This window comes from Blastococcus sp. TF02-8 (genome assembly GCF_003319175.1).
Lineage (GTDB): Bacteria > Actinomycetota > Actinomycetes > Mycobacteriales > Geodermatophilaceae > Blastococcus.
In genome coordinates, this window is record NZ_QOHK01000009.1 from 1 (window position 1) to 20,247 (window position 20,247).

Sequence of the window (20,247 nt, forward strand, 5' to 3'; positions counted from 1 at the left end):
TGGAGCACGCGCAGTTGTTGACCACCGTCCTGCCCGGGACCTTCGCCCGCCTGCGTGCAGGTGAGCTGGACTGGCCGCGGGCGCGGGCGATCGCCGCGGAGGTCGCGGCCACCGGCGCGCAGACCGATCCGGCGGTGATCGCCGCCACCGAGGGCGCGGTGCTGCCGCGTGCCGGTGAGTTGTCGGTGCGCAGTCTGCGGGAAGCGGTCCGCGCGGAGCTGCTGGCCCGCGACGCCGCCGCGGCTGACCGGCGGCGGGAGCTGAGGGCCCGCGGCGCGGATGTGAGCGTGCGGCCGGTGGGTGACGGGATGAGCGAGTTCCGGGCGCTGATGCCGCACGACGACGCCCGCGCCTGCCGCGACCGGGTCGACCAGCACGCCCGCGCCGCCAAGGACGCCGGTGACACCCGTCCGATCGGGATGCTGCGCGCCGGTGCTGCGGCTGATCTGCTGCTGCGCCCCTGGCAGCAGCAGCCGCCGGTCACCGCCCACCTCACGGTCGTCGCCCCGCTGAATGCACTGACGGCCGACGCGTTCACCCCGCCAGGCACCACCTCGCCGAGCGGCGAGGTGGACGGCGAACCGATCACCGCCGCCCACCTGCGCGAGCTCCTCACCCGCCTGGACGCCCTGGGCCTACGAGCTCCGGCCGGCGGCAGCCTGGAGATCGCGATCACCGACCGCACCGGCAAGCTGCTGGCCGCTTCCGGTCGTTCGGAGGTCGAGCGCCTCGCTCGACGCGGGTGCCTCGAGCACGCGGACGCCCCCTGCGCCTGCCCGGTCCTCGACAAGCCCGACCCGGTGGACCGCTACCGGCCCTCCGCGTCCCTGTACCGCTTCATCAAGGCCCGCGACCGCACCTGCCGGCATCCCGGCTGCACCGTGCGCGCCGGGTGGGCCGACCTCGACCACGTCATCGCCCACGCCGACGGCGGCGAGACCTCCTGCGACAACCTGTGCTGCCTGTGCCGGCGCCACCACCGGCTGAAGACCTTCGCCCCCGGCTGGACCCACACGATGAGTGATGACGGCGTGCTCACCGTCATCACCCCCTCCGGCGTCACCCGGATCAGCCGACCACCGGGCTACCGCGTGCTCACCGAACCACCGCAACCGCCACCGGACCCGGCCGACGACCCACCACCGTTCTGACACCGATCGCGTGACGTGGCGGTGACCCCTGCGTCGGTGTCGGGGCGGAGCGCGCGACACTGGACGGCATGACGACGACCAGCCCCCCGCAGACCGGAGAACTCTCGCTCCCGGCGCGTCCGGGCTGGCCGGACGAGACCGGGCACTTCGGGATCTTCGGCGGCCGTTTCGTTCCCGAGGCTCTGATCGCCGCGCTGGACGAGCTGACCGAGGCCTACGAGGCCATGCGGGTCGACCCGGCGTTCCTCGAGGAGTTCGCCCGGCTGCAGCGCGACTACACCGGCCGCCCGAGCCCGGTGACCGAGGTGCCCAAGTTCGCCGAGCACTGCGGCGGCGCCCGGGTCCTGCTCAAGCGCGAGGACCTCAACCACACCGGCTCGCACAAGATCAACAACGTGCTGGGTCAGGCGTTGCTGACCAAGCGGATCGGCAAGACGCGCGTCATCGCCGAGACCGGCGCCGGCCAGCACGGGGTCGCCACCGCCACCGCCGCCGCCCTCATGGGGCTGTCCTGCACCGTCTACATGGGCGAGGAGGACACCCGCCGCCAGGCGCTCAACGTCGCCCGCATGCGGCTGCTCGGCGCCGAGGTGATCCCGGTGACCACCGGCTCGCGCACCCTCAAGGACGCGATCAACGAGGCGTTCCGCGACTGGGTGACCAACGTGGAGACGACGAACTACGTGTTCGGCACGGTCGCCGGGCCGCACCCCTTCCCGGCGATGGTCCGTGACTTCCAGCGGGTGATCGGCGACGAGGCGCGCGCCCAGGTGCTCGAGCGCGAGGGCCGGCTCCCCGACGCCGTCCTCGCCTGCGTGGGCGGCGGCTCCAACGCGATCGGCATCTTCACCGCCTTCGTCCCGGATGACGGGGTCCGCCTGATCGGGCTGGAGGCCGGCGGCGACGGCGTCGACACCGGCCGGCACGCGGCCACCATCACCGGCGGATCGCCCGGCGTGCTCCACGGCGCCCGCTCCTACCTGCTGCAGGACCACAACGGCCAGACCATCGAGTCGCACTCGATCAGCGCCGGCCTCGACTACCCGGGTGTCGGCCCCGAGCACTCCTACCTCAACGACATCGGCCGTGCCGAGTACCGGCCGGTCACCGATGCCGAGGCCATGGAGGCGTTCGCGCTGCTCTGCCGCACCGAGGGGATCATCCCGGCGATCGAGTCGGCGCACGCCCTGGCCGGGGCGATGAAGCTCGGGCAGGAGGTCGGTCCCGACGCTCTGCTGCTGGTCAACCTCTCCGGCCGCGGCGACAAGGACGTCGAGACCGCCTCGCGGTGGTTCGGTCTCGGCGACCGCGAGGACGTCGACCCCGGGCCAGGACTGGACACCGAGCAGCAGCCCACCGAGGGTGCGGTCAGCAACGACGAGGCCGTCGCCGGCCAGGACGCGGGAGAAGAGCTGTGAGCATCCTCGCCGAGCGCATCGGCGCCGCCAAGGCCGAGGGACGGGCGGCGCTCATCGGCTACCTGCCCGTCGGGTACCCCGACGTCGACACCTCGATCGAGGCGATGGTGGCCATGGTCGAGGCCGGCTGCGACGCGATCGAGATCGGCGTGCCCTACAGCGACCCGGGCATCGACGGTCCCGTCATCCAGGAGGCGGTCGACGTCGCCGTGCGGGCGGGTGTCGGCATCCCCGATGTCCTGCGGGCCGTGCGCGCGGTCGCCCACGCCGGTGCCGTCCCCGTCGTCATGACCTACTGGAACCCGATCGAGCGCTACGGGGTCGAGCGGTTCGCCACCGACCTCGCCGCCGCCGGCGGCGCCGGCCTGATCACCCCGGACCTCATCCCCGAGGAGGCCGGCGAGTGGATCGCCGCCAGCGACCGGGCCGGCCTGGACCGGGTCTTCCTGGTGGCACCCTCCTCGACCGACGCGCGGCTGCGCTCGACGACCGAGGCCAGCCGGGGCTTCGTGTACGTCGCCTCCACCATGGGCGTCACCGGCGCCCGTGACACGGTCAGCGACGCTGCACGGACACTCGTGGCCCGTACCCGCCAGGCGCGGCCGGACATCGCGTTGTGCGTGGGCCTCGGCGTCTCGAACGGCGACCAGGCCGCCGAGATCGCCGCCTTCGCCGACGGCGTCATCGTCGGCTCCGCCTACGTGCGCGAGATGCTCGAGGGGCGGGGCGCCGAGGGCGTCCGCGCCCTCACCGCGGACCTCGCCGAGGGCGTGCGCCGGGCGGGGGTGCCGGCGTGACCGTCCTCGCCGCCATCCCCAGCCCCACCCAGGGCGTCTGGGAGCTCGGCCCGTTCCCGCTGCGCGCCTACGCGCTCTGCATCGTCGCGGGGATCATCGCCGCGATCTGGCTCACCGAGCGGCGCTGGATCGCCCGTGGCGGAGCGCCCGGCGACGTCCTGGACATCGCCGTCTGGGCCGTTCCGTTCGGCATCGTCGGAGGTCGGATCTACCACGTGATCTCCAGCCCCCGCGCCTACTTCGGCGAGGATGGCGACCCGCTGCGCGCCTTCGCCATCTGGGAGGGCGGCCTGGGCATCTGGGGCGCGATCGCCCTGGGCGCAGTGGGGGCGTGGATCGCCTGCCGGCGCCGGGGCATCCCGCTCCCGGCCTTCGCCGACGCCCTCGCCCCCGGGCTGCTGGTCGCCCAGGCCATCGGCCGGCTGGGCAACTGGTTCAACAACGAGCTGTACGGCCGGGCGACCGACCTGCCCTGGGCACTGAAGATCTACGACTGGGACGGCGGCCGTGCGGTCACCGGCGCGGACGGCCAGCCGGTGCTGCTGGGCACCTTCCATCCCACGTTCCTCTACGAGCTGCTGTGGAACCTCGCCGCGGCGGCCCTGGTCATCTGGGCCGACCGCCGCTTCCGGTTGGGCCACGGCCGGGCGTTCGCGCTGTACGTCGCGGCCTACTGCACCGGCCGGCTCTGGATCGAGCTGCTGCGCAGCGACCCCGCGGAGACGTTCTTCGGGATCCGCCTCAACGTGTTCACCGCGGTGATCGTGGGGCTGCTGGCGGTGGCCTACCTGGTCTGGCAGCGCGGCCGCCCCCGCGAGGTGGTGGACCGCTCCGCGGTGGCCGAGCAGCGACGGGTCGAGGGCGCTCGGCGCACGCGCGCGGTGGCCGCCCCCGCCCCCGTACGTGGGGATGATCACGAGGAGACCCCGCCGTCCTGACCGTGGGGGAAGACCCCTGGTCCGGACACCGTTCGCGTCGTTCCGGCCACTCTCGCGTGGCGTGGCTTCCGTCATGTCAGGAGCGTGTTACGGCTGTGTACCCTTCCGACTGACTCGCCAGCGATCCTGGCCGGGTCGTAGTGTCGGAACCGGGCCAGCGTCGCCCCGCGGACGACGGCTCAGCGGCACCATCCGCCGGGCTCGCACGCGCACGTTCGGCCGGTGATCTGCGTCCGGCCGCCACGGGCGCTCCGCAGTGCCGCCTTCTCCGCCGCCTTCGACCTCCGGCCGGGCCCACGCCCTCCGTCCGCCCCTCACCCCGAGGGGACGACGGTGCGCCGACGACGGGAGTGACTGTGACCGACCTTCCCGCCCCCGCCACCGACGGCGCCTCGCGCCGCCGCGGTTCGGCTGTCCCGTTCTCCGCCGTGCCCGCAGCGCACGGCCTCTACGACCCGGCCAACGACAAGGACGCCTGTGGCGTGGCCTTCGTGGCCGACGCCCGTGGCCGGCGCAGCCGCCGCATCGTGCAGGCCGGTCTCACCGCGCTGCACAACCTGGACCACCGCGGCGCCGCGGGCGCCGAGCCCAACTCCGGTGACGGCGCCGGCATCCTGACCCAGGTGCCCGACGGGCTGCTGCGCGCCGGCGTCGACTTCGACCTGCCGCCCCTGGGCGAGTACGCCGTCGGCATCGCCTTCCTGCCGGCCGACGCCGACGAGCGGGCCGCCCGCTACGAGGACGTCGCCCGGCTCGCCGAGGAGGAGGGCCTCACGGTCCTCGGCTGGCGCGACGTCCCGATCGACCCGGACGGCGCCGACCTCGGCCCCACCGCCCGGGCGGTCATGCCGCACTTCGCGCAGCTGTTCGTCGCCGAGACGATGGGCGCCCGGGCCGACGAGTCCGCCTTCGGCGGCAGCGTGGAGTGCCACGGCGTCACCCGCCTGGAGCGGCGCTCCTTCGTGCTGCGCAAGCGGGCCGAGCGCGCCGCCGTCGACGCCGGCAGCTCGCTGTACATCGCGTCGCTGTCCTCGCGCACCATCACGTACAAGGGCATGCTGACCACCGACCAGCTGCCCCTGTTCTTCCCCGACCTGCGCGACGAGCGCTACGAGTCGGCGATCGCGCTGGTGCACAGCCGGTTCTCGACCAACACGTTCCCGAGCTGGCCCCTGGCCCACCCGTTCCGCTTCATCGCGCACAACGGCGAGATCAACACCATCAAGGGCAACCGCAACCGCATGCGGGCCCGCGAGGCCAAGCTCGCCACCGAGATGTTCGACGGCCCCGCGGGTCCGGCGTCCGAGCTCGGCCTGGAGCGGATCTTCCCGGTGACCGCCGGCGACTTCAGCGACTCGGCGACCTTCGACGAGGTGCTCGAGCTGCTGCACCTGTCCGGCCGCTCGCTGCCGCACGCGGTGCTGATGATGATCCCGGAGGCGTGGGAGAACCACGACGAGATGGACCCGGCCCGCCGGGCCTTCTACCGGTTCCACTCCTCGATCATGGAGCCGTGGGACGGGCCGGCCGCGGTCTGCTTCACCGACGGCACGCTCATCGGCGCCGTCCTCGACCGCAACGGCCTGCGCCCCGGCCGCTGGTGGCACACCAAGGACGACCTGGTCGTCATGGCCAGCGAGGTCGGCGTCCTCGACATCCCGGCCGCCGACATCGTCGCCAAGGGCCGGCTGCAGCCGGGCCGCATGTTCCTCGTCGACACCGCCTCCGGGCGGATCGTCTCCGACGAGGAGGTCAAGGGCGCCCTGGCCGCCGAGCACCCCTACGACGACTGGCTGCACGCCGGCCTGGTCCACCTGCCTTCGCTGCCCGAGCGCCGCCGGTCGCGGCCCAGCCACGAGTCCGTGGTCCGCCGGCAGCTGCTCTTCGGCTACACCGAGGAGGACCTGCGCCTGCTCGTCACGCCGATGGCGGCCACCGCCGCCGAGCCGATCGGCTCGATGGGCACCGACACCCCGATCGCGGCGCTGTCGGACCGCTCCCGGCTGCTCTACGACTACTTCGGTCAGCTGTTCGCCCAGGTGACGAACCCGCCGCTGGACGCGATCCGCGAGGAGCTCGTCACCAGCCTGGGCCGCACCTTCGGCCCCGAGCAGAACCTGCTGACGGCGTCCCCGGCGTCCTGCCGGCAGGTGCACCTGCCGTTCCCGGTGATCGACAACGACGAGCTGGCCAAGATCCTGCACATCGACGACGACGGCGACCTGCCCGGTTTCGCCGCCGTCCGGATCACCGGTCACTTCGACGTCAACGGCGGCGGGACGGCGCTGGCCGAGGCCGTGGAGCAGCTGCGGACGAAGGTCTCCAAGGCCATCGCCGCGGGCGCCCGGATCATCGTGCTGTCCGACCGCGACTGCGACGAGCAGCGCGCGCCCATCCCGTCGCTGCTCATGACCGCGGCGGTCCACCACCACCTGGTGCGGGAGAAGACCCGCATGGAGGTCGGCCTGGTCGTCGAGTCCGGCGACTGCCGCGAGGTGCACCACGTCGCGCTGCTGCTCGGCTACGGCGCGGCCGCGGTGAACCCGTACCTGGCGTTCGAGTCGATCGAGGACCTCATCCGCGACGGCGAGCTGACCGGCATCGAGCCGGCGCAGGCCGTGCGCAACGTGGTCAAGGCGCTCGGCAAGGGCGTCCTCAAGGTCATGAGCAAGATGGGCATCAGCACCGTCGGCTCGTACACGATGGCGCAGATCTTCGAGGCGGTCGGCCTGTCGAAGGAGGTCGTCGACGAGTACTTCACCGGCACGTCGGCGCCCCTGGGCGGGGTCGGCATCGACGTGCTGGCCGAGGAGGTGGCGCTGCGCCACCGCCGCGCCTACCCGGAGAACCCGACCGAGCGGGCGCACCGCCGGCTGGAGACCGGTGGCGAGTACCAGTGGCGCCGCGAGGGCGAGGTGCACCTCTTCAACCCCGAGACGGTGTTCCTGCTCCAGCACGCCACCCGGTCGCGGCAGTACGAGGTCTTCGAGAAGTACACGCAGACCGTCGACAAGCTGTCCGAGGACGCCGCCACCCTGCGCGGACTGTTCACGTTGAGGACCGGTGTGCGCCCGCCGGTGCCCATCGACGAGGTCGAGCCGGTCAGCGAGATCGTCAAGCGGTTCAACACCGGCGCGATGAGCTACGGCTCCATCTCGCAGGAGGCCCACGAGACCCTCGCCATCGCGATGAACCGGCTCGGCGGCCGCTCCAACACCGGTGAGGGCGGCGAGGACCCCGACCGCTTCACGCCCGACCCGAACGGCGACCTGCGCCGCTCGGCGATCAAGCAGGTCGCCTCCGGCCGGTTCGGCGTCACCAGCGAGTACCTGGTCAACGCCGACGACATCCAGATCAAGATGGCGCAGGGCGCCAAGCCCGGCGAGGGCGGCCAGCTGCCCGGCGGCAAGGTCTACCCGTGGGTGGCCCGGACCCGGCACTCGACGCCGGGCGTCGGCCTGATCAGCCCGCCGCCGCACCACGACATCTACTCGATCGAGGACCTCAAGCAGCTCATCCACGACCTCAAGAACGCGAACAACGAGGCGCGGGTGCACGTCAAGCTGGTCGCCGAGGTCGGTGTCGGCACGGTCGCGGCGGGGGTCAGCAAGGCGCACGCCGACGTCGTCCTGATCTCCGGGTTCGACGGCGGCACCGGTGCCGCCCCGCTGACCTCGCTGAAGCACGCCGGCTCCCCGTGGGAGCTGGGGCTGGCCGAGACCCAGCAGACGCTGCTGGCCAACGGCCTGCGCGACCGCATCACCGTGCAGGTCGACGGGCAGATGAAGACCGGCCGCGACGTCATCGTCGCCGCGCTGCTGGGCGCCGAGGAGTTCGGTTTCGCGACCGCTCCGCTGGTGGTCTCCGGGTGCGTGATGATGCGCGTCTGCCACCTCGACACCTGCCCGGTGGGCGTGGCCACCCAGAACCCGGAGCTGCGCAAGCGGTTCACCGGGCGCCCGGAGTTCGTCGTCACCTTCTTCGAGTTCCTGGCCGAGCAGGTGCGGCACTACCTGGCCGAGCTGGGCTTCCGCTCGATCGACGAGGCCGTCGGCCACGCCGAGCTGCTGGACACCCGCAAGGCCGTCGGCCACTGGAAGGCGCAGGGCCTGGACCTCTCGCCGGTCCTCGTCGTGCCGGAGCTGCCGGAGAACACCCCGCTGCGCCGCGTCCGCGGGCAGGACCACGGTCTCGACGTCGCGCTGGACCAGACCCTCATCCAGCTGTGCGAAGGCGCGCTGCTCGACGCGCGGCCGGTCAGCCTCGAGCTGCCGGTGCGCAACGTCAACCGCACCGTCGGCACGATGCTCGGCTCGATGGTGACCCGCCGGTTCGGGGGAGAGGGGCTGCCCGACGGCACGATCGACCTCACCTTCGGTGGGTCGGCCGGGCAGTCGTTCGGCGCCTTCGTGCCCCGCGGCATCACCATGCGGCTGTTCGGCGACGCCAACGACTACGTCGGCAAGGGCCTGTCGGGCGGCCGGATCGTCGTCCGCCCGTCGCGGGAGTCGCCGTTCCTGGCCGAGGACAACGTCATCGCCGGCAACGTGATCGGGTACGGCGCCACGGGCGGTGAGATCTTCCTGCGCGGCCGGGTCGGCGAGCGGTTCTGCGTGCGCAACTCCGGTGCGCTCGCCGTCGTCGAGGGCGTGGGCGACCACGCGCTGGAGTACATGACCGGCGGCCGGGCGGTCATCCTCGGCCCGACCGGCCGGAACATCGCGGCCGGCATGTCCGGCGGGATCGGCTACGTGCTCGACCTCGCCCGGCACCGGGTCAACACCGAGATGGTCGACGTCGAGCCGTTGGACGGCGAGCAGGCCCAGTGGCTGCGCGACGTCCTGGTGCGCTACGCCGCCGACACCGAGTCGACCGTGGCGCAGGCGCTGCTGGCCGACTGGGGCCGCTGGTCGGAGCAGTTCAGCGTGATCATGCCGCGCGACTACCGGCGGGCCATGGAGGCCCGGCGGATGGCCGAGGCCAACGGCACCGACGTGGACCTGGCAGTGATGGAGGCAGCTCGTGGCTGACAACACCGGTTTCCTGAAGTACGACCGGGCGCTGCCGCCGCGGCGTCCCGTCGAGCTGCGGCTGCTGGACTGGAAGGACGTCTACAGCCGCCGCGAGAACGGGGAGGACCCGCTCTTCCCGACGGCGGAGGTCCGCACCCAGGCCGCCCGCTGCATGGACTGCGGCATCCCGTTCTGCCACCACGCCTGCCCGGTGGCGAACCTGATCCCGGAGTGGAACGACCTCGCTCGCCGCGACGACTGGCACGACGCCATCGAGCGGCTGCACTCGACCAACAACTTCCCGGAGTTCACCGGGAAGCTCTGCCCCGCGCCGTGCGAGGGCTCCTGCGTGCTGAACCTGCAGGAGTCGCCGGTGACGATCAAGCAGATCGAGTGGGAGATCATCGACCGCGCCTGGGACGAGGGCTGGGTGACCCCGCAGACCCCGGCCGAGCGGACGGGCAAGAAGGTCGCCGTCGTCGGCTCCGGGCCGGCCGGGCTCGCCGCCGCCCAGCAGCTCACCCGCGCCGGGCACGACGTCACCGTGTTCGAGCGGGCCGACCGCGTCGGCGGCCTGCTCCGCTACGGCATCCCCGAGTTCAAGATGGAGAAGTCCGTCCTGGACCGGCGGCTGGACCAGATGCGCGCCGAGGGCACCCGGTTCGTCACCGGTGTCGAGGTGGGCGGGGGCGCCAAGGCCGACCTGTCGGTCGAGCAGCTGCGCGGCGACTTCGACGCCGTGGTCCTGGCCGGTGGCGCGACCGTCGGCCGCGACCTGCCCGCTCCGGGCCGCGAGCTGAACGGCATCCATCTCGCGATGGAGTACCTGCCCTACGGCAACCGCCAGGCGCTGGGCGAGCTCGACACCCCGCCGATCGACGCGCACGGCAAGCACGTCGTGATCATCGGTGGCGGTGACACCGGTGCGGACTGCCTGGGCACCTCGCACCGCCAGGGCGCGGCCTCGGTCGCGCAGCTGGAGATCATGCCGTCGCCGCCGGACCGCCGGGACGCCGGCAGCAACCCCTGGCCGACCTACCCGATGATCATGCGCGTCTCCAGCGCGCACGAGGAGGGCGGCGAGCGGCTCTACTCGGTCAACACCGAGCGGTTCCTGGGCGACGAGAACGGCAACGTCCGCGCGCTGCTGATCCACGACGTGGAGCGGGTCGACGGCCGGTTCCAGAAGGTCGAGGGCACCGAGCGCGAGCTGCCGGCCGACCTGGTCTTCCTGGCGATGGGCTTCACCGGCGCACAGCGCGAGGGCCTCGTCGACACCCTCGGCGTCGAGGTCGACGGGCGCGGCAACGTCGCCCGCGACGGCGAGTTCATGTCCACCGTGCCCGGCGTGTTCGTCGCCGGCGACATGGGGCGGGGGCAGTCGCTGATCGTCTGGGCCATCGCCGAGGGCCGCGCCGCCGCGGCCGCCGTCGACACCTGGCTCACCGGCAGCTCCATGCTGCCCCGTCCGGTGACCCCCACGGCGGTCGCGCTCCGCTGACCGGCCGGGCCCGGATCCCTACCGGTCGGTAACCCCGACACGCGGGATGCGGGCCCGGGCCGCTCCGCCGACGAGTTCGTCGTGGCACTAGCGTTATCGCCATGTCCCGCCGCGCGAAGATCGTCTGCACCCTGGGTCCGGCCACCGGCTCCGCCGAACAGGTCACGGCCCTGGTCGAGTCGGGGATGGACGTCGCCCGCCTCAACTTCTCCCACGGCTCGCACGAGGACCACGCGGAGAACTACCGCCTCGTCCGCGAGGCCTCCGACCGGATCGGGCACGCCGTCGCCGTCCTGGCCGACCTGCAGGGCCCCAAGATCCGTCTCGGCACCTTCGCCGACGGGCCGGTCGTCTGGGAGACCGGCAGCCAGGTCTGCATCACCGTGGAGGACGTCGCCGGCACCGCCGAACGGGTCTCCACCACCTACAAGAACCTCGCCAACGACGTGCGGGTCGGCGACCGGCTCCTGGTCGACGACGGCAACCTCTCCCTGAGCGTCGTCGGCGTCGAGGGCCCCGACGTGTTCTGCCTGGTCGTCGAGGGCGGCACGGTCTCCAACAACAAGGGGCTGTCGCTGCCCGGCGTCGCGGTGAGCGTGCCGGCGCTGTCGGACAAGGACGAGCGCGACCTGCGGTTCGCCCTGCACCTGGGTGTGGACTTCGTGGCGCTGTCGTTCGTGCGCTCGCCGACCGACGTGGCGCTGGTCCGCGACATCATGCGGCAGGAGGACATCCACGTCCCCGTCATCGCCAAGCTGGAGAAGCCCGAGGCGGTCCGCAACCTCGATGCGATCGTCGAGGCGTTCGACGGGATCATGGTCGCCCGCGGCGACCTCGGCGTGGAGCTGCCGCTGGAGCAGGTCCCGCTGGTGCAGAAGCGCGCCATCCAGGCCGCCCGCGAGCGGAGCAAGCCGGTCATCGTCGCCACCCAGATGCTCGAGTCGATGATCACCAACTCGCGCCCGACGCGGGCCGAGGCATCCGACGTCGCCAACGCCGTCCTCGACGGGGCCGACGCGGTGATGCTCTCCGGCGAGACGTCGGTCGGCGCCTACCCGATCGCGGCGGTGCGCACGATGGACCGCATCATCGACGCCGTCGAGAGCGACCACCTGTGGGTCCCCGAGGTCGTCCGCCGCTCGCGGTCCCGCTCGGGCGCCATCGTCCGGGCCGCCCGTGACATCGGCGAGTCGCTGGACGTCAAGGCGCTGGCCACCTTCACCCAGACCGGCGAGACCACCCGCCGCCTGGCGGCGCTGCACCCGCGGCAGCCGCTGCTGGCCTTCACCGTCGACGCCCGGGTGCGCAGCCAGCTGGCACTCTCCTGGGGCGTCGAGACCTTCCTCGTGCCCTCGGTCGAGCACACCGACGACATGGTCGACCAGGTCGACTTCTCGCTGCTGTCCATCGGCCGGCTCGAGGTGGGCGACCGCGTCGTCGTCGTGGCCGGCAGCCCGCCGAACACCGTCGGGTCGACGAACCTGATCCGGGTGCACGAGGTGGGTACCGACTCGTGACCGGCGGACGCGGGGACAGCCAGGCGGCCGCGCTCCTCTCCGTGCTCGACCTCGAGGAGCGCGACGCCGACGTGTTCGTCGGCAAGACGCCGTCGACCGAGCGGCAGCGGATCTTCGGCGGCCAGGTGGCCGGTCAGGCGCTTGTCGCCGCCGGGCGGACCGTGGCGGAGGACCGGGGCGTGCACTCGCTGCACGCCTACTTCCTGCGCCCGGGCGACCCCTTCGCCGAGATCCGCTACGCGGTGGACCGCATCCGCGACGGCCGCTCCTTCACCACCCGCCGGGTGGTCGCCTGGCAGGAGCGCAAGGGGGAGGAGGTCGCGATCTTCGCGCTGACCGCCGACTTCCACGCGGGGGAGAAGGCCGTGGCCGAGCACAGCACGCCGATGCCCGACGTCCCGTCGCCCGAGGAGTCCCTCGGCACCGACGAGATCGTGGCCCGGCACGGCGACAAGGCGTCGTTCATGGCGGCGATGGCGCGCGTGGTCGAGCAGCGCTTCATGGACGACCCGTTCGCCGCGCCGCCGAAGTCCCCGCCGCACACCCAGAGCCGCTCCTGGGTGCGCGTGGCCGGGGACCTCGGGGACGACGCGGCCGTGCACGCGGCGGCGCTGACCTTCGTGAGCGACCTGTCGCTGCTGTCGGCGGGTTTCGCCCGGCTCGGCGGCGGATGGCCGGACTTCGCCGGGGCGAGCCTGGACCACGCCGTCTGGTTCCACCAGCCGGTGCGGGCCGACCAGTGGCTGCTCTACGAGACCGACAGCCCGGCGGCCTCGGCGGGCCGTGCGCTCTGCTTCGGCACGATCTGGTCGGCCGACGGCACGCACGTCGCGACCGTGGCGCAGGAAGGTCTCATCCGCGCGGTGTGAGGGCCGCGGCCTGCTCGGCGAAGTCGTTGGCCAGCCAGTCGTGGCCCTCGGTCAGCAGCGCCCACACCCGCTCCACGTGCGCCCGGGTCGTGGCGGGGGAGCCCACCGCGATCCGGAGGACCGGGCGGTGCCCCACGGTCGTGTGGGTCAGGAAGACCTCGCCGCCGTCGTTGAGCCGGTCGAGCAGCGTCATGGTGGCCACGTCGCCGTCCACGCCCTCGGGCCACCGCGGCCGCAGGCACACCAGCGAGAGCGGGTGCGGGGCGACGACGTCGAAGCGCTCGTCGGCCTCCGCCCACGCGGCGAGCTCCTGCGCCATCGCCACGTGCGAGCGGATGTGCGCCCGCAGCCCCTCGGCCCCGTACCAGCGCAGCACGAACCACAGCTTGAGCGCCCGGAAGCGCCGGCCCAGCGGGACCTGCCAGTCGCGGAGGTCGACGACCGCGCCGGTGTCGGTGGCGGCGTTGCGCAGGTACTCGGGGAGGATCGACAGCGCCCCGGTGAGGGCCGCGCGGTCGGCGACCCAGAAGAGGGTGGCGTCGAAACCGGTGAGCAACCACTTGTGCGCGTCGGTGGTGTAGCTGTCGGCCCACTCGACGCCGGCCTGCAGCTCGCGCAGCTCCGGCGCGACCGCGCTCACGCCTGCGTACGCGGCGTCGACGTGCAGCCAGACACCGAACTTCTGGCAGATCGGCCCGATGGCCGCCAGCGGGTCGACGGCGGTTGTCGAGGTGGTGCCGACCGTCGCGCAGACCAGCACCGGACGGTAGCCGCGGTCCACGTCCCGCACGAGGCGGGCGGCCAGGGCGCCGGGGTTCATGGCCAGGTCGTCGTCGACCTCCACGATCCGGACGGCGTCGGTGCCGAGACCGGCGATGCGGACGGCTTTCTCCATCGAGGAGTGCGTCTCGCTGGAGACGTAGACGGTCGCGCGCTCGTGCACGCCCTGGCGCACCGTGGCGCCACCGGAGGCCCGGTGCAGGGCGGCCAGCAGGGCGACGAGGTTCGCGCCGGAGCTGGAGTCCTGCACCACCCCGCCGCCGCTGCCGGTGGAGAGGAACGAGTCCGGCAGGCCGAGGAGGCCGGCGAACCAGTCCAGGACGTGCTGCTCCAGCTCGGTGGCCGCGGGACTGGTCACCCAGGACATCCCCTGCACGCCGAGACCGGCCGAGACGAGGTCGCCCAGCACCGAGGGGCCGGAGGTGTTGGCCGGGAAGTAGCCGAAGAAGCCCGGGTGCTGCCAGTGCGTGATCCCCGGCATGACGACGCGGTCGAGGTCGGCCAGCACCGCGGCGAAGGGCTCGCCCTGGTCCGGGGCGGTCTCCGGGAGCGCGGCCCGCACGTCGCCGGGGGAGACCTGCGAGCGGACGGGGAAGGAGCCGATCCGCTCCCAGTAGTCGGCGATCCAGTCGACCACCTCGTGGCCGTGGCGCCGGAACTGATCGGGAGTCATGTGCGGCACGGGCTCGGTCACCGGCCGAGCGTATTGCCCGGACCGGCGCGCTCGGTGGGTGCCCCCGGTGCGACTCGAACGCACACTGCGCGGGTTTTGAATCCGCTCCCTCTGCCGATTGGGGTACGGGGGCGTGCCGGGTGCGACCGGCGCCGGAGAAGCGTAGCGGGGCGGTGGAGGCCACCCGACGCCGATAGGCTCCCGCCCCGTGAGCAGCGACCCGATCCGCGTCCTGATCGCCGAGGACGAGGCGCTGATCCGCCTCGACCTCAAGGAGATGCTCGAGGAGGAGGGGTACAGCGTCGTCGCCGAGGTCGGCGACGGGCAGCAGGCGGTCGACCGCGCCCAGGAGCTGCACCCCGACCTGGTCATCCTCGACATCCAGATGCCGGTCCTCGACGGGCTCTCCGCCGCCGAGCAGATCGCCTCGGCCCGGATCGCCCCGGTCATCGTGCTGACCGCCTTCAGCCAGCGGGAGCTGGTGGAGCGGGCGCGGGACGCCGGCGCCATGGCCTACCTGGTCAAGCCGTTCTCGAAGAACGACCTGGTGCCCGCGATCGAGGTGGCGCGCGGCCGGTTCGCGGAGATGACCGCCCTGGACGGCGAGGTGCGCACGCTCGAGGAGCGGCTGGAGACCCGCAAGGTGGTCGAGCAGGCGAAGGGCCGGCTCATGAGCGACCAGGGGATGACGGAGGCGGAGGCCTTCCGCTGGATCCAGCGCACGGCCATGAACCAGCGCACGAGCATGAAGGCGCTCGCCGAGAGCATCCTCGTCGGTCCGTCGCCCTCTGCGGAGCCCACCGAGGGCTGAGCGCGCGGCCGTCGAGCACACGCGGATGACGGCCGGATGACGCCGGACGACCGCGAGGACACATGATCGTCATCCGCACCACCCGCCGGCGATCACGTTTTCATCACGCGGCCACCGGACTGTCGAGGATGCCTAGACACCGCAGCGCGGGCCTGCCTACCGTCCTCCTCGCTCCACCGAGACTCGACTCCGCGTCGGCGCTGCGCCGTCGCGATCCAGCAGGAGGACCTACTTGATGCGATCCACCCGACCCGCCACCTGGCTGGTGCCGCTGGCGCTGGTCAGCGCCCTGACGCTCTCGGCCTGCTCCAACGACAGCTCCGACGACAAGGGCGGCGGCGGACTGGGCGGCTCCGGCGGGGGCGAGACCTACAAGATCGCTTTCCAGGGTCCGCTGTCCGGCGACAACGCCCAGCTCGGCATCAACGAGGTCAACGGCGTCCAGCTGGCGATCGACCAGGCCAACGAGAGCGGCGACCTGGACTTCACGCTGGAGCTGGTGAAGGCCGACGACCAGGGCTCGCCGGAGCAGGCGCCCACCGCCGCGGCGCAGGTCCTGCAGGACGAGGCCGTGCTCGGCGTCATCGGCCCCTCCTTCTCCGGTGCCACCAAGGCCATCGGTGCCACCTACGGCGACGCGGGGCTGTCCTTCATCTCCCCGTCGGCCACCAACCCGACGCTCTCCGAGCAGGGCTTCCCGACGTTCCACCGCATCGTCCCCTCGGACAACGTCGAGGGGTCGCAGGCTGCCGACCTGTTCGCCGCCAAGGGCTACAAGAAGGTCGTCGTGATCGACGACCTGTCCGACTACGGCAAGGGCGTCGCCGACGAGCTGCAGAAGGGCCTGGAGGCCAAGGGCGTCGCCGTCCAGCGGATCGGCGTGGACGCCAAGACCACCGACTACGGCTCGACGGCCACCCAGGTGGCGTCGGCCGGCGCGGACGCGCTGTTCTACGGCGGCTACGACGCGCAGGCCGGTCTGCTGGCCCAGGCTCTCAAGGCCGCGAACTTCACCGGTGACAAGTACACCGGCAACGGCGGCAAGTCCTCGGTGTTCACCGACGGTGCCGGCGACGCCGGCGACGGCTGGTTTTTCACCTGCGGTTGCTCCGACGCCACCGTCGCCCCCGAGGCCAAGGAGTTCAGCAAGGCCTACCAGGAGGCGTTCAACAGCCCGCCCTCGACCTACTCGCCGGAGGCGTTCGACGCCGCCAACGCGATGATCGAGGCCATCAAGACCGCGGCCGAGGACGGCGCTCCCACCCGCGACTCGGTCGAGAAGGCCGTCGACGGGCTGGACTACAAGGGCATCACCACGTCGGTGAAGTTCGACGACAACGGCGAGGTCGACGCCTCCGCCCAGACCGTGAACCTGTTCGTGCAGGAGAACGGCCAGATCAAGCTCCTGGGCAACATCAAGGACCAGGCCTGATCAGCACCAGCCCGGGCACGCACGTCGTGTCCTGAAGACCGGAGGGGCGGAACGGGTCCGCAGTGGCCCGGGCCGCCCCTCCGCTCTGTCACGATCACGCACACCCCCTCGCGGCGCCCACCGCGCGAGACGATCGTCCGCCTGACCCGAGAGGCGCCCGTTCTTGTCCGAATTCCTGAACTTCCTGATGCTCGGGCTCACCCGTGGCTCGATGTACGCCCTCATCGCCCTCGGCTACACGCTGGTCTACGGCGTGCTCCAGTTGATCAACTTCGCGCACAGCGAGGTCTTCATGGCCGGCGCGTTCGGCAGTTTCCTCGTCGTCCACCTGGTGGTCGGCGAGGGTGAGGGCCTGGGCGGGTTCGAGCAGCTCCTCGTCACGCTGCTGGGCCTGGTGGCCGGAGCGATCTCCGGAGCGGTGGTCGCCTTCGTCCTCGAGCGCGTGGCCTACCGGCCGCTGCGCCGGCGAGGTGCCCCGAAGCTCGCCTTCCTCATCAGCGCCATCGGCGCGTCGTTCTTCCTCTCCCAGCTGTTCGGCAAGCTCTTCAACCGGCTGGGCAACAACCAGTTCCCCGACTACCTGCACAAGGGCGAGGTCCTGTGGACGCCGTTCGGCGCGCGGATCAAGCTGCTGCAGGTGGTCATCATCATCTCGGCCGTGCTGCTGATGATCTTCCTCGACCGTCTCGTGTCGGGTACCAAGCTCGGCCGCGGCATCCGCGCCACCGCCGAGGACGCACCCACCGCCGCCCTGATGGGTGTCGACATCGACCGCACGATCTCGCGGACGTTCATCATCGGGGGGGCGCTGGCCGGTGCTGCCGGCTTCCTCTTCGGCTACGCCTTCGTCTTCTCCAACACCATGGGATTCATCCCCGGCATCAAGGCCTTCGCCGCGGCCGTGCTCGGCGGCATCGGCAACATCCGGGGCGCCATGATCGGCGGTCTGCTCCTGGGCGTCGCCGAGAACCTCATCCCGACGGCACCATGGGTGGGCGGTGACGCCTGGATCGGCCAGGAGTGGACCGACGTGGTCGCCTTCGTCCTGCTCATCCTCATCCTGGTCTTCCGGCCCACCGGGATCCTCGGCGAGCGTCTGGGGCGTGCGGCGTGAACCAGCGACTGAACCTTCCCGACTGGGCCGGGCGCGCTGTGGCCTGCCTCTTCGGCTCCGTGGTGCTGGCCATGATGGTCGGCCCCCAGCAGGGCTCGCAGAACGACTACGGCGTGGGCTTCCGCCAGGCGGTGCTCAACCCGCGGATCTTCTACTTCCTGCTCATCGGGGTGCTCGTGTTCTTCGCGATCACCTACCAGGACGTCGTCCGGCGCTACGCGAGCCGGCCCGGGGTCCGCCCGCTCGTCGCCGGGCTGCTGGTGCTTCTCGCTTCGTACTTCCTCATGCGCTGGTACGACCCGCTGGGCAACAACGCCAAGTTCGCCGGACTGGCCGACGCCGTGGCCAGCACGAGCGGTCTCGCGCCGCTGGCGAAGGCATTCTTCGGCTGGCTGTGGTGGGTGTCCCTGGTGGTCCTCGTGGTGGGGATCTTCGTGGCCATCGCGCGACGCCTGCGCGCGCTCGGCTGGGCGATGGCGGGGCTGGCCGTCGTGGTCGGCGTCGTGGCGCTCGTCGCGCACGCGGCTGCCGCCGACGCCGGCGGGGGCATCGACCACTCCTACGGTGCGCCCACCGCCCTGGTCGGCTACCTCGTGCTCGCCGGCGCCGGGGTCCTCGCGGCCCGGTCCCGGAGCGAGACCGCTGCCACGCGCGAGTTCGTCGAGCGGGTCATGGCGTTCCGGCCCGGGCTGCCGCTGGTCCTGATGGGTCTGCTGCTGGGCGTCCTGGCGCTGGTCTCGGCCACCTGGTTCGCCCCCCAGCAGGCCAACGCCACCCTGGTGGACACCAGCTCGCTGTTCTCCGGGAGCGACGCGTCCGGTCTCTCCGAGGCATTCCTGGGCTGGCTGGGGTACGTGCTCTTCGTCGTCGTCCTGCTGGCGGGAGCAGCGGCCGTCTGGACCCGCAACCGGGTCGTCGGCTACGTCGCGGCCGGGCTCGCTGCGGTCACGATCCTCATCGTCCTGGTCACCCTGCACGACATCAGCGCGACCGCGACCGAGGCCGGCTACCCGGGGGCCGACGGGCCCTGGCGCGACCTGGGCACCGGTGGCTGGCTGCTGTCCATCGCGGTCTTCAGCATCGGTGCCGGAGCCTTCGTCGCTGCGCGGCGGGCGCACCGTCCCGCGGGTGCCGACGAGGCCCGTGGCACCGTCACGGGTCGGCTGCACCAGGCAGGCGCCTCCACGACGGTGCTCAGCCTGGCGCTGTTCGGGATCGGCCTGGCGCTGTTCTACCCGCCGACGGCGACCACCTTCTGGCAGCAGGCGCTGGTCACCGACATCGGGGTGTACGTCCTGCTGGCCATCGGCCTCAACGTCGTCATCGGTTGGGCCGGGCTCCTGGACCTGGGGTACATCGCCTTCTACGCGCTGGGGTCGTACACGACCGCGTACCTCACGGGCTCCCTGCCGGTGCAGCCGCCGTCGTGGCTGCAGCTCTCGCCGCTGTGGGCGATCCCGGTCGCCATCGCGGTCTGCCTCGTGGCCGGCGTCCTCCTCGGCGCGCCGACGCTGCGGTTGCGCGGGGACTACCTGGCGATCGTCACCCTGGGCTTCGGTGAGATCATCCGGATCGTCGCCGTGAACAACCCGGGCAACATCACGAACGGCCCGCGAGGGGTCGAGTCCGCGGTGCCGCACCCGGTCATCGACCTCGGCTTCCTCCGGATCCAGTGGGGCGGCAACCAGCTGCAGTACTGGTACCTGCTCCTGGTGCTGCTCGCGATCCTGATCTTCTTCTTCTACCGCCTGGAGGGCTCGCGGCTCGGGCGCGCCTGGGCGGCGGTGCGCGAGGACGAGGTGGCCGCACAGGCGACCGGCGTCAACACCACCCGGGTGAAGCTGCTGGCCTTCGCGATCGGTGCGTCGACCTCGGGGCTCGCGGGCGTCTTCTTCGCCAGTGACATCGGCTACTTCAACCCGCAGAACTTCATCCTCAACAACTCGATCCTCATCGTGGCCTACGTCGTGTTCGGTGGGATGGGCTCGCTGACCGGCGCCATCGCCGGCGCCGCGGTGCTCACCTGGCTGCCGAACTTCCTCCGCGACCAGGTGCCGAGCGAGGACCGGGTCATGTGGATCGGCGCCGTCCTGGTGATCATGATGATCTTCCGTCCGCAGGGCCTCATCCCGGCCAAGCGCCGGGAGGCCGAGCTGACCGGCCTGGCGGGCCACGACCCGTCCGTGCGGCCGGCCGTCCAGGCCGTTCCGGCCAGCGAAGGGGTGTGAGCCGGC

Annotated in this window: 13 protein-coding genes and 1 tRNA gene; 12 read left to right on the forward strand and 2 right to left on the reverse strand. The window is 72.1% G+C overall.

From position 1 onward, the window contains the following. The 8 genes from DQ237_RS16125 to DQ237_RS16160 all read left to right on the forward strand — a co-directional run. Positions 1–1,151 (forward strand): HNH endonuclease signature motif containing protein (locus DQ237_RS16125; protein WP_147251840.1); only part of this gene is annotated, 1,151 nt, incomplete at its 5' end. Between the two features lie 68 nt (positions 1,152–1,219). Continuing rightward, a complete protein-coding gene (gene trpB, locus DQ237_RS16130; protein WP_113801171.1) occupies positions 1,220–2,569 on the forward strand; it encodes a tryptophan synthase subunit beta in 1,350 nt (449 codons plus the stop codon). After that, on the forward strand, positions 2,566–3,366 hold the full coding sequence (trpA, locus tag DQ237_RS16135; protein ID WP_113801172.1) for a tryptophan synthase subunit alpha: 801 nt from the start codon (positions 2,566–2,568) through the stop codon (positions 3,364–3,366). Before trpB ends, trpA begins: the two co-directional genes overlap by 4 nt. Next, the gene (gene lgt / locus DQ237_RS16140) at positions 3,363–4,304 is read left to right on the forward strand and encodes a prolipoprotein diacylglyceryl transferase (RefSeq protein ID WP_113801173.1); all 942 of its coding nucleotides are present in this window, start codon (positions 3,363–3,365) and stop codon (positions 4,302–4,304) included. Before trpA ends, lgt begins: the two co-directional genes overlap by 4 nt. A gap of 356 nt (positions 4,305–4,660) precedes the next feature. Beyond that, complete coding sequence (gene gltB, locus DQ237_RS16145; RefSeq protein ID WP_113801174.1) at positions 4,661–9,334, forward strand: glutamate synthase large subunit; 4,674 nt, start codon at positions 4,661–4,663, stop codon at positions 9,332–9,334. Then, positions 9,327–10,817: a glutamate synthase subunit beta gene (locus DQ237_RS16150; RefSeq protein ID WP_113801175.1), complete on the forward strand. Its 1,491-nt coding sequence runs from the start codon at positions 9,327–9,329 to the stop codon at positions 10,815–10,817. The genes gltB and DQ237_RS16150 overlap by 8 nt, the downstream gene beginning before the upstream one ends. A gap of 101 nt (positions 10,818–10,918) precedes the next feature. Beyond that, the gene (pyk, locus tag DQ237_RS16155; protein ID WP_113801176.1) at positions 10,919–12,334 is read left to right on the forward strand and encodes a pyruvate kinase; all 1,416 of its coding nucleotides are present in this window, start codon (positions 10,919–10,921) and stop codon (positions 12,332–12,334) included. Further along, positions 12,331–13,203 carry an acyl-CoA thioesterase II gene (locus DQ237_RS16160; RefSeq protein WP_113801177.1) on the forward strand — a complete coding sequence of 291 codons (873 nt, stop codon included), beginning with the start codon at positions 12,331–12,333 and terminating at the stop codon, positions 13,201–13,203. Before pyk ends, DQ237_RS16160 begins: the two co-directional genes overlap by 4 nt. Here the strand turns inward: DQ237_RS16160 and DQ237_RS16165 are convergent. Both DQ237_RS16165 and DQ237_RS16170 read right to left on the reverse strand, forming a co-directional pair. Next, complete coding sequence (locus tag DQ237_RS16165; protein ID WP_240619686.1) at positions 13,187–14,677, reverse strand: pyridoxal-dependent decarboxylase; 1,491 nt, start codon at positions 14,675–14,677, stop codon at positions 13,187–13,189. The two genes, DQ237_RS16160 and DQ237_RS16165, sit on opposite strands and share 17 nt — an antisense overlap. A gap of 38 nt (positions 14,678–14,715) precedes the next feature. Further along, positions 14,716–14,789, reverse strand: a tRNA-Leu gene (locus DQ237_RS16170). A 75-nt stretch (positions 14,790–14,864) separates the two neighbouring features. Between DQ237_RS16170 and DQ237_RS16175 the strand changes: the two genes are divergently transcribed. From DQ237_RS16175 to DQ237_RS16190, 4 genes are all read left to right on the forward strand, one after another. Next, complete coding sequence (locus tag DQ237_RS16175) at positions 14,865–15,467, forward strand: ANTAR domain-containing response regulator (protein ID WP_113801178.1); 603 nt, start codon at positions 14,865–14,867, stop codon at positions 15,465–15,467. 235 nt (positions 15,468–15,702) lie between these two features. Continuing rightward, the gene (locus tag DQ237_RS16180; protein WP_113801179.1) at positions 15,703–16,899 is read left to right on the forward strand and encodes a branched-chain amino acid ABC transporter substrate-binding protein; all 1,197 of its coding nucleotides are present in this window, start codon (positions 15,703–15,705) and stop codon (positions 16,897–16,899) included. A 163-nt stretch (positions 16,900–17,062) separates the two neighbouring features. Beyond that, positions 17,063–18,013, forward strand: a complete 951-nt coding sequence (locus DQ237_RS16185; RefSeq protein WP_205730248.1) for a branched-chain amino acid ABC transporter permease — start codon at positions 17,063–17,065, stop codon at positions 18,011–18,013. Next, complete coding sequence (locus DQ237_RS16190) at positions 18,010–20,241, forward strand: branched-chain amino acid ABC transporter permease (RefSeq protein ID WP_205730249.1); 2,232 nt, start codon at positions 18,010–18,012, stop codon at positions 20,239–20,241. The genes DQ237_RS16185 and DQ237_RS16190 overlap by 4 nt, the downstream gene beginning before the upstream one ends. Positions 20,242–20,247: the final 6 nt, after the last annotated feature.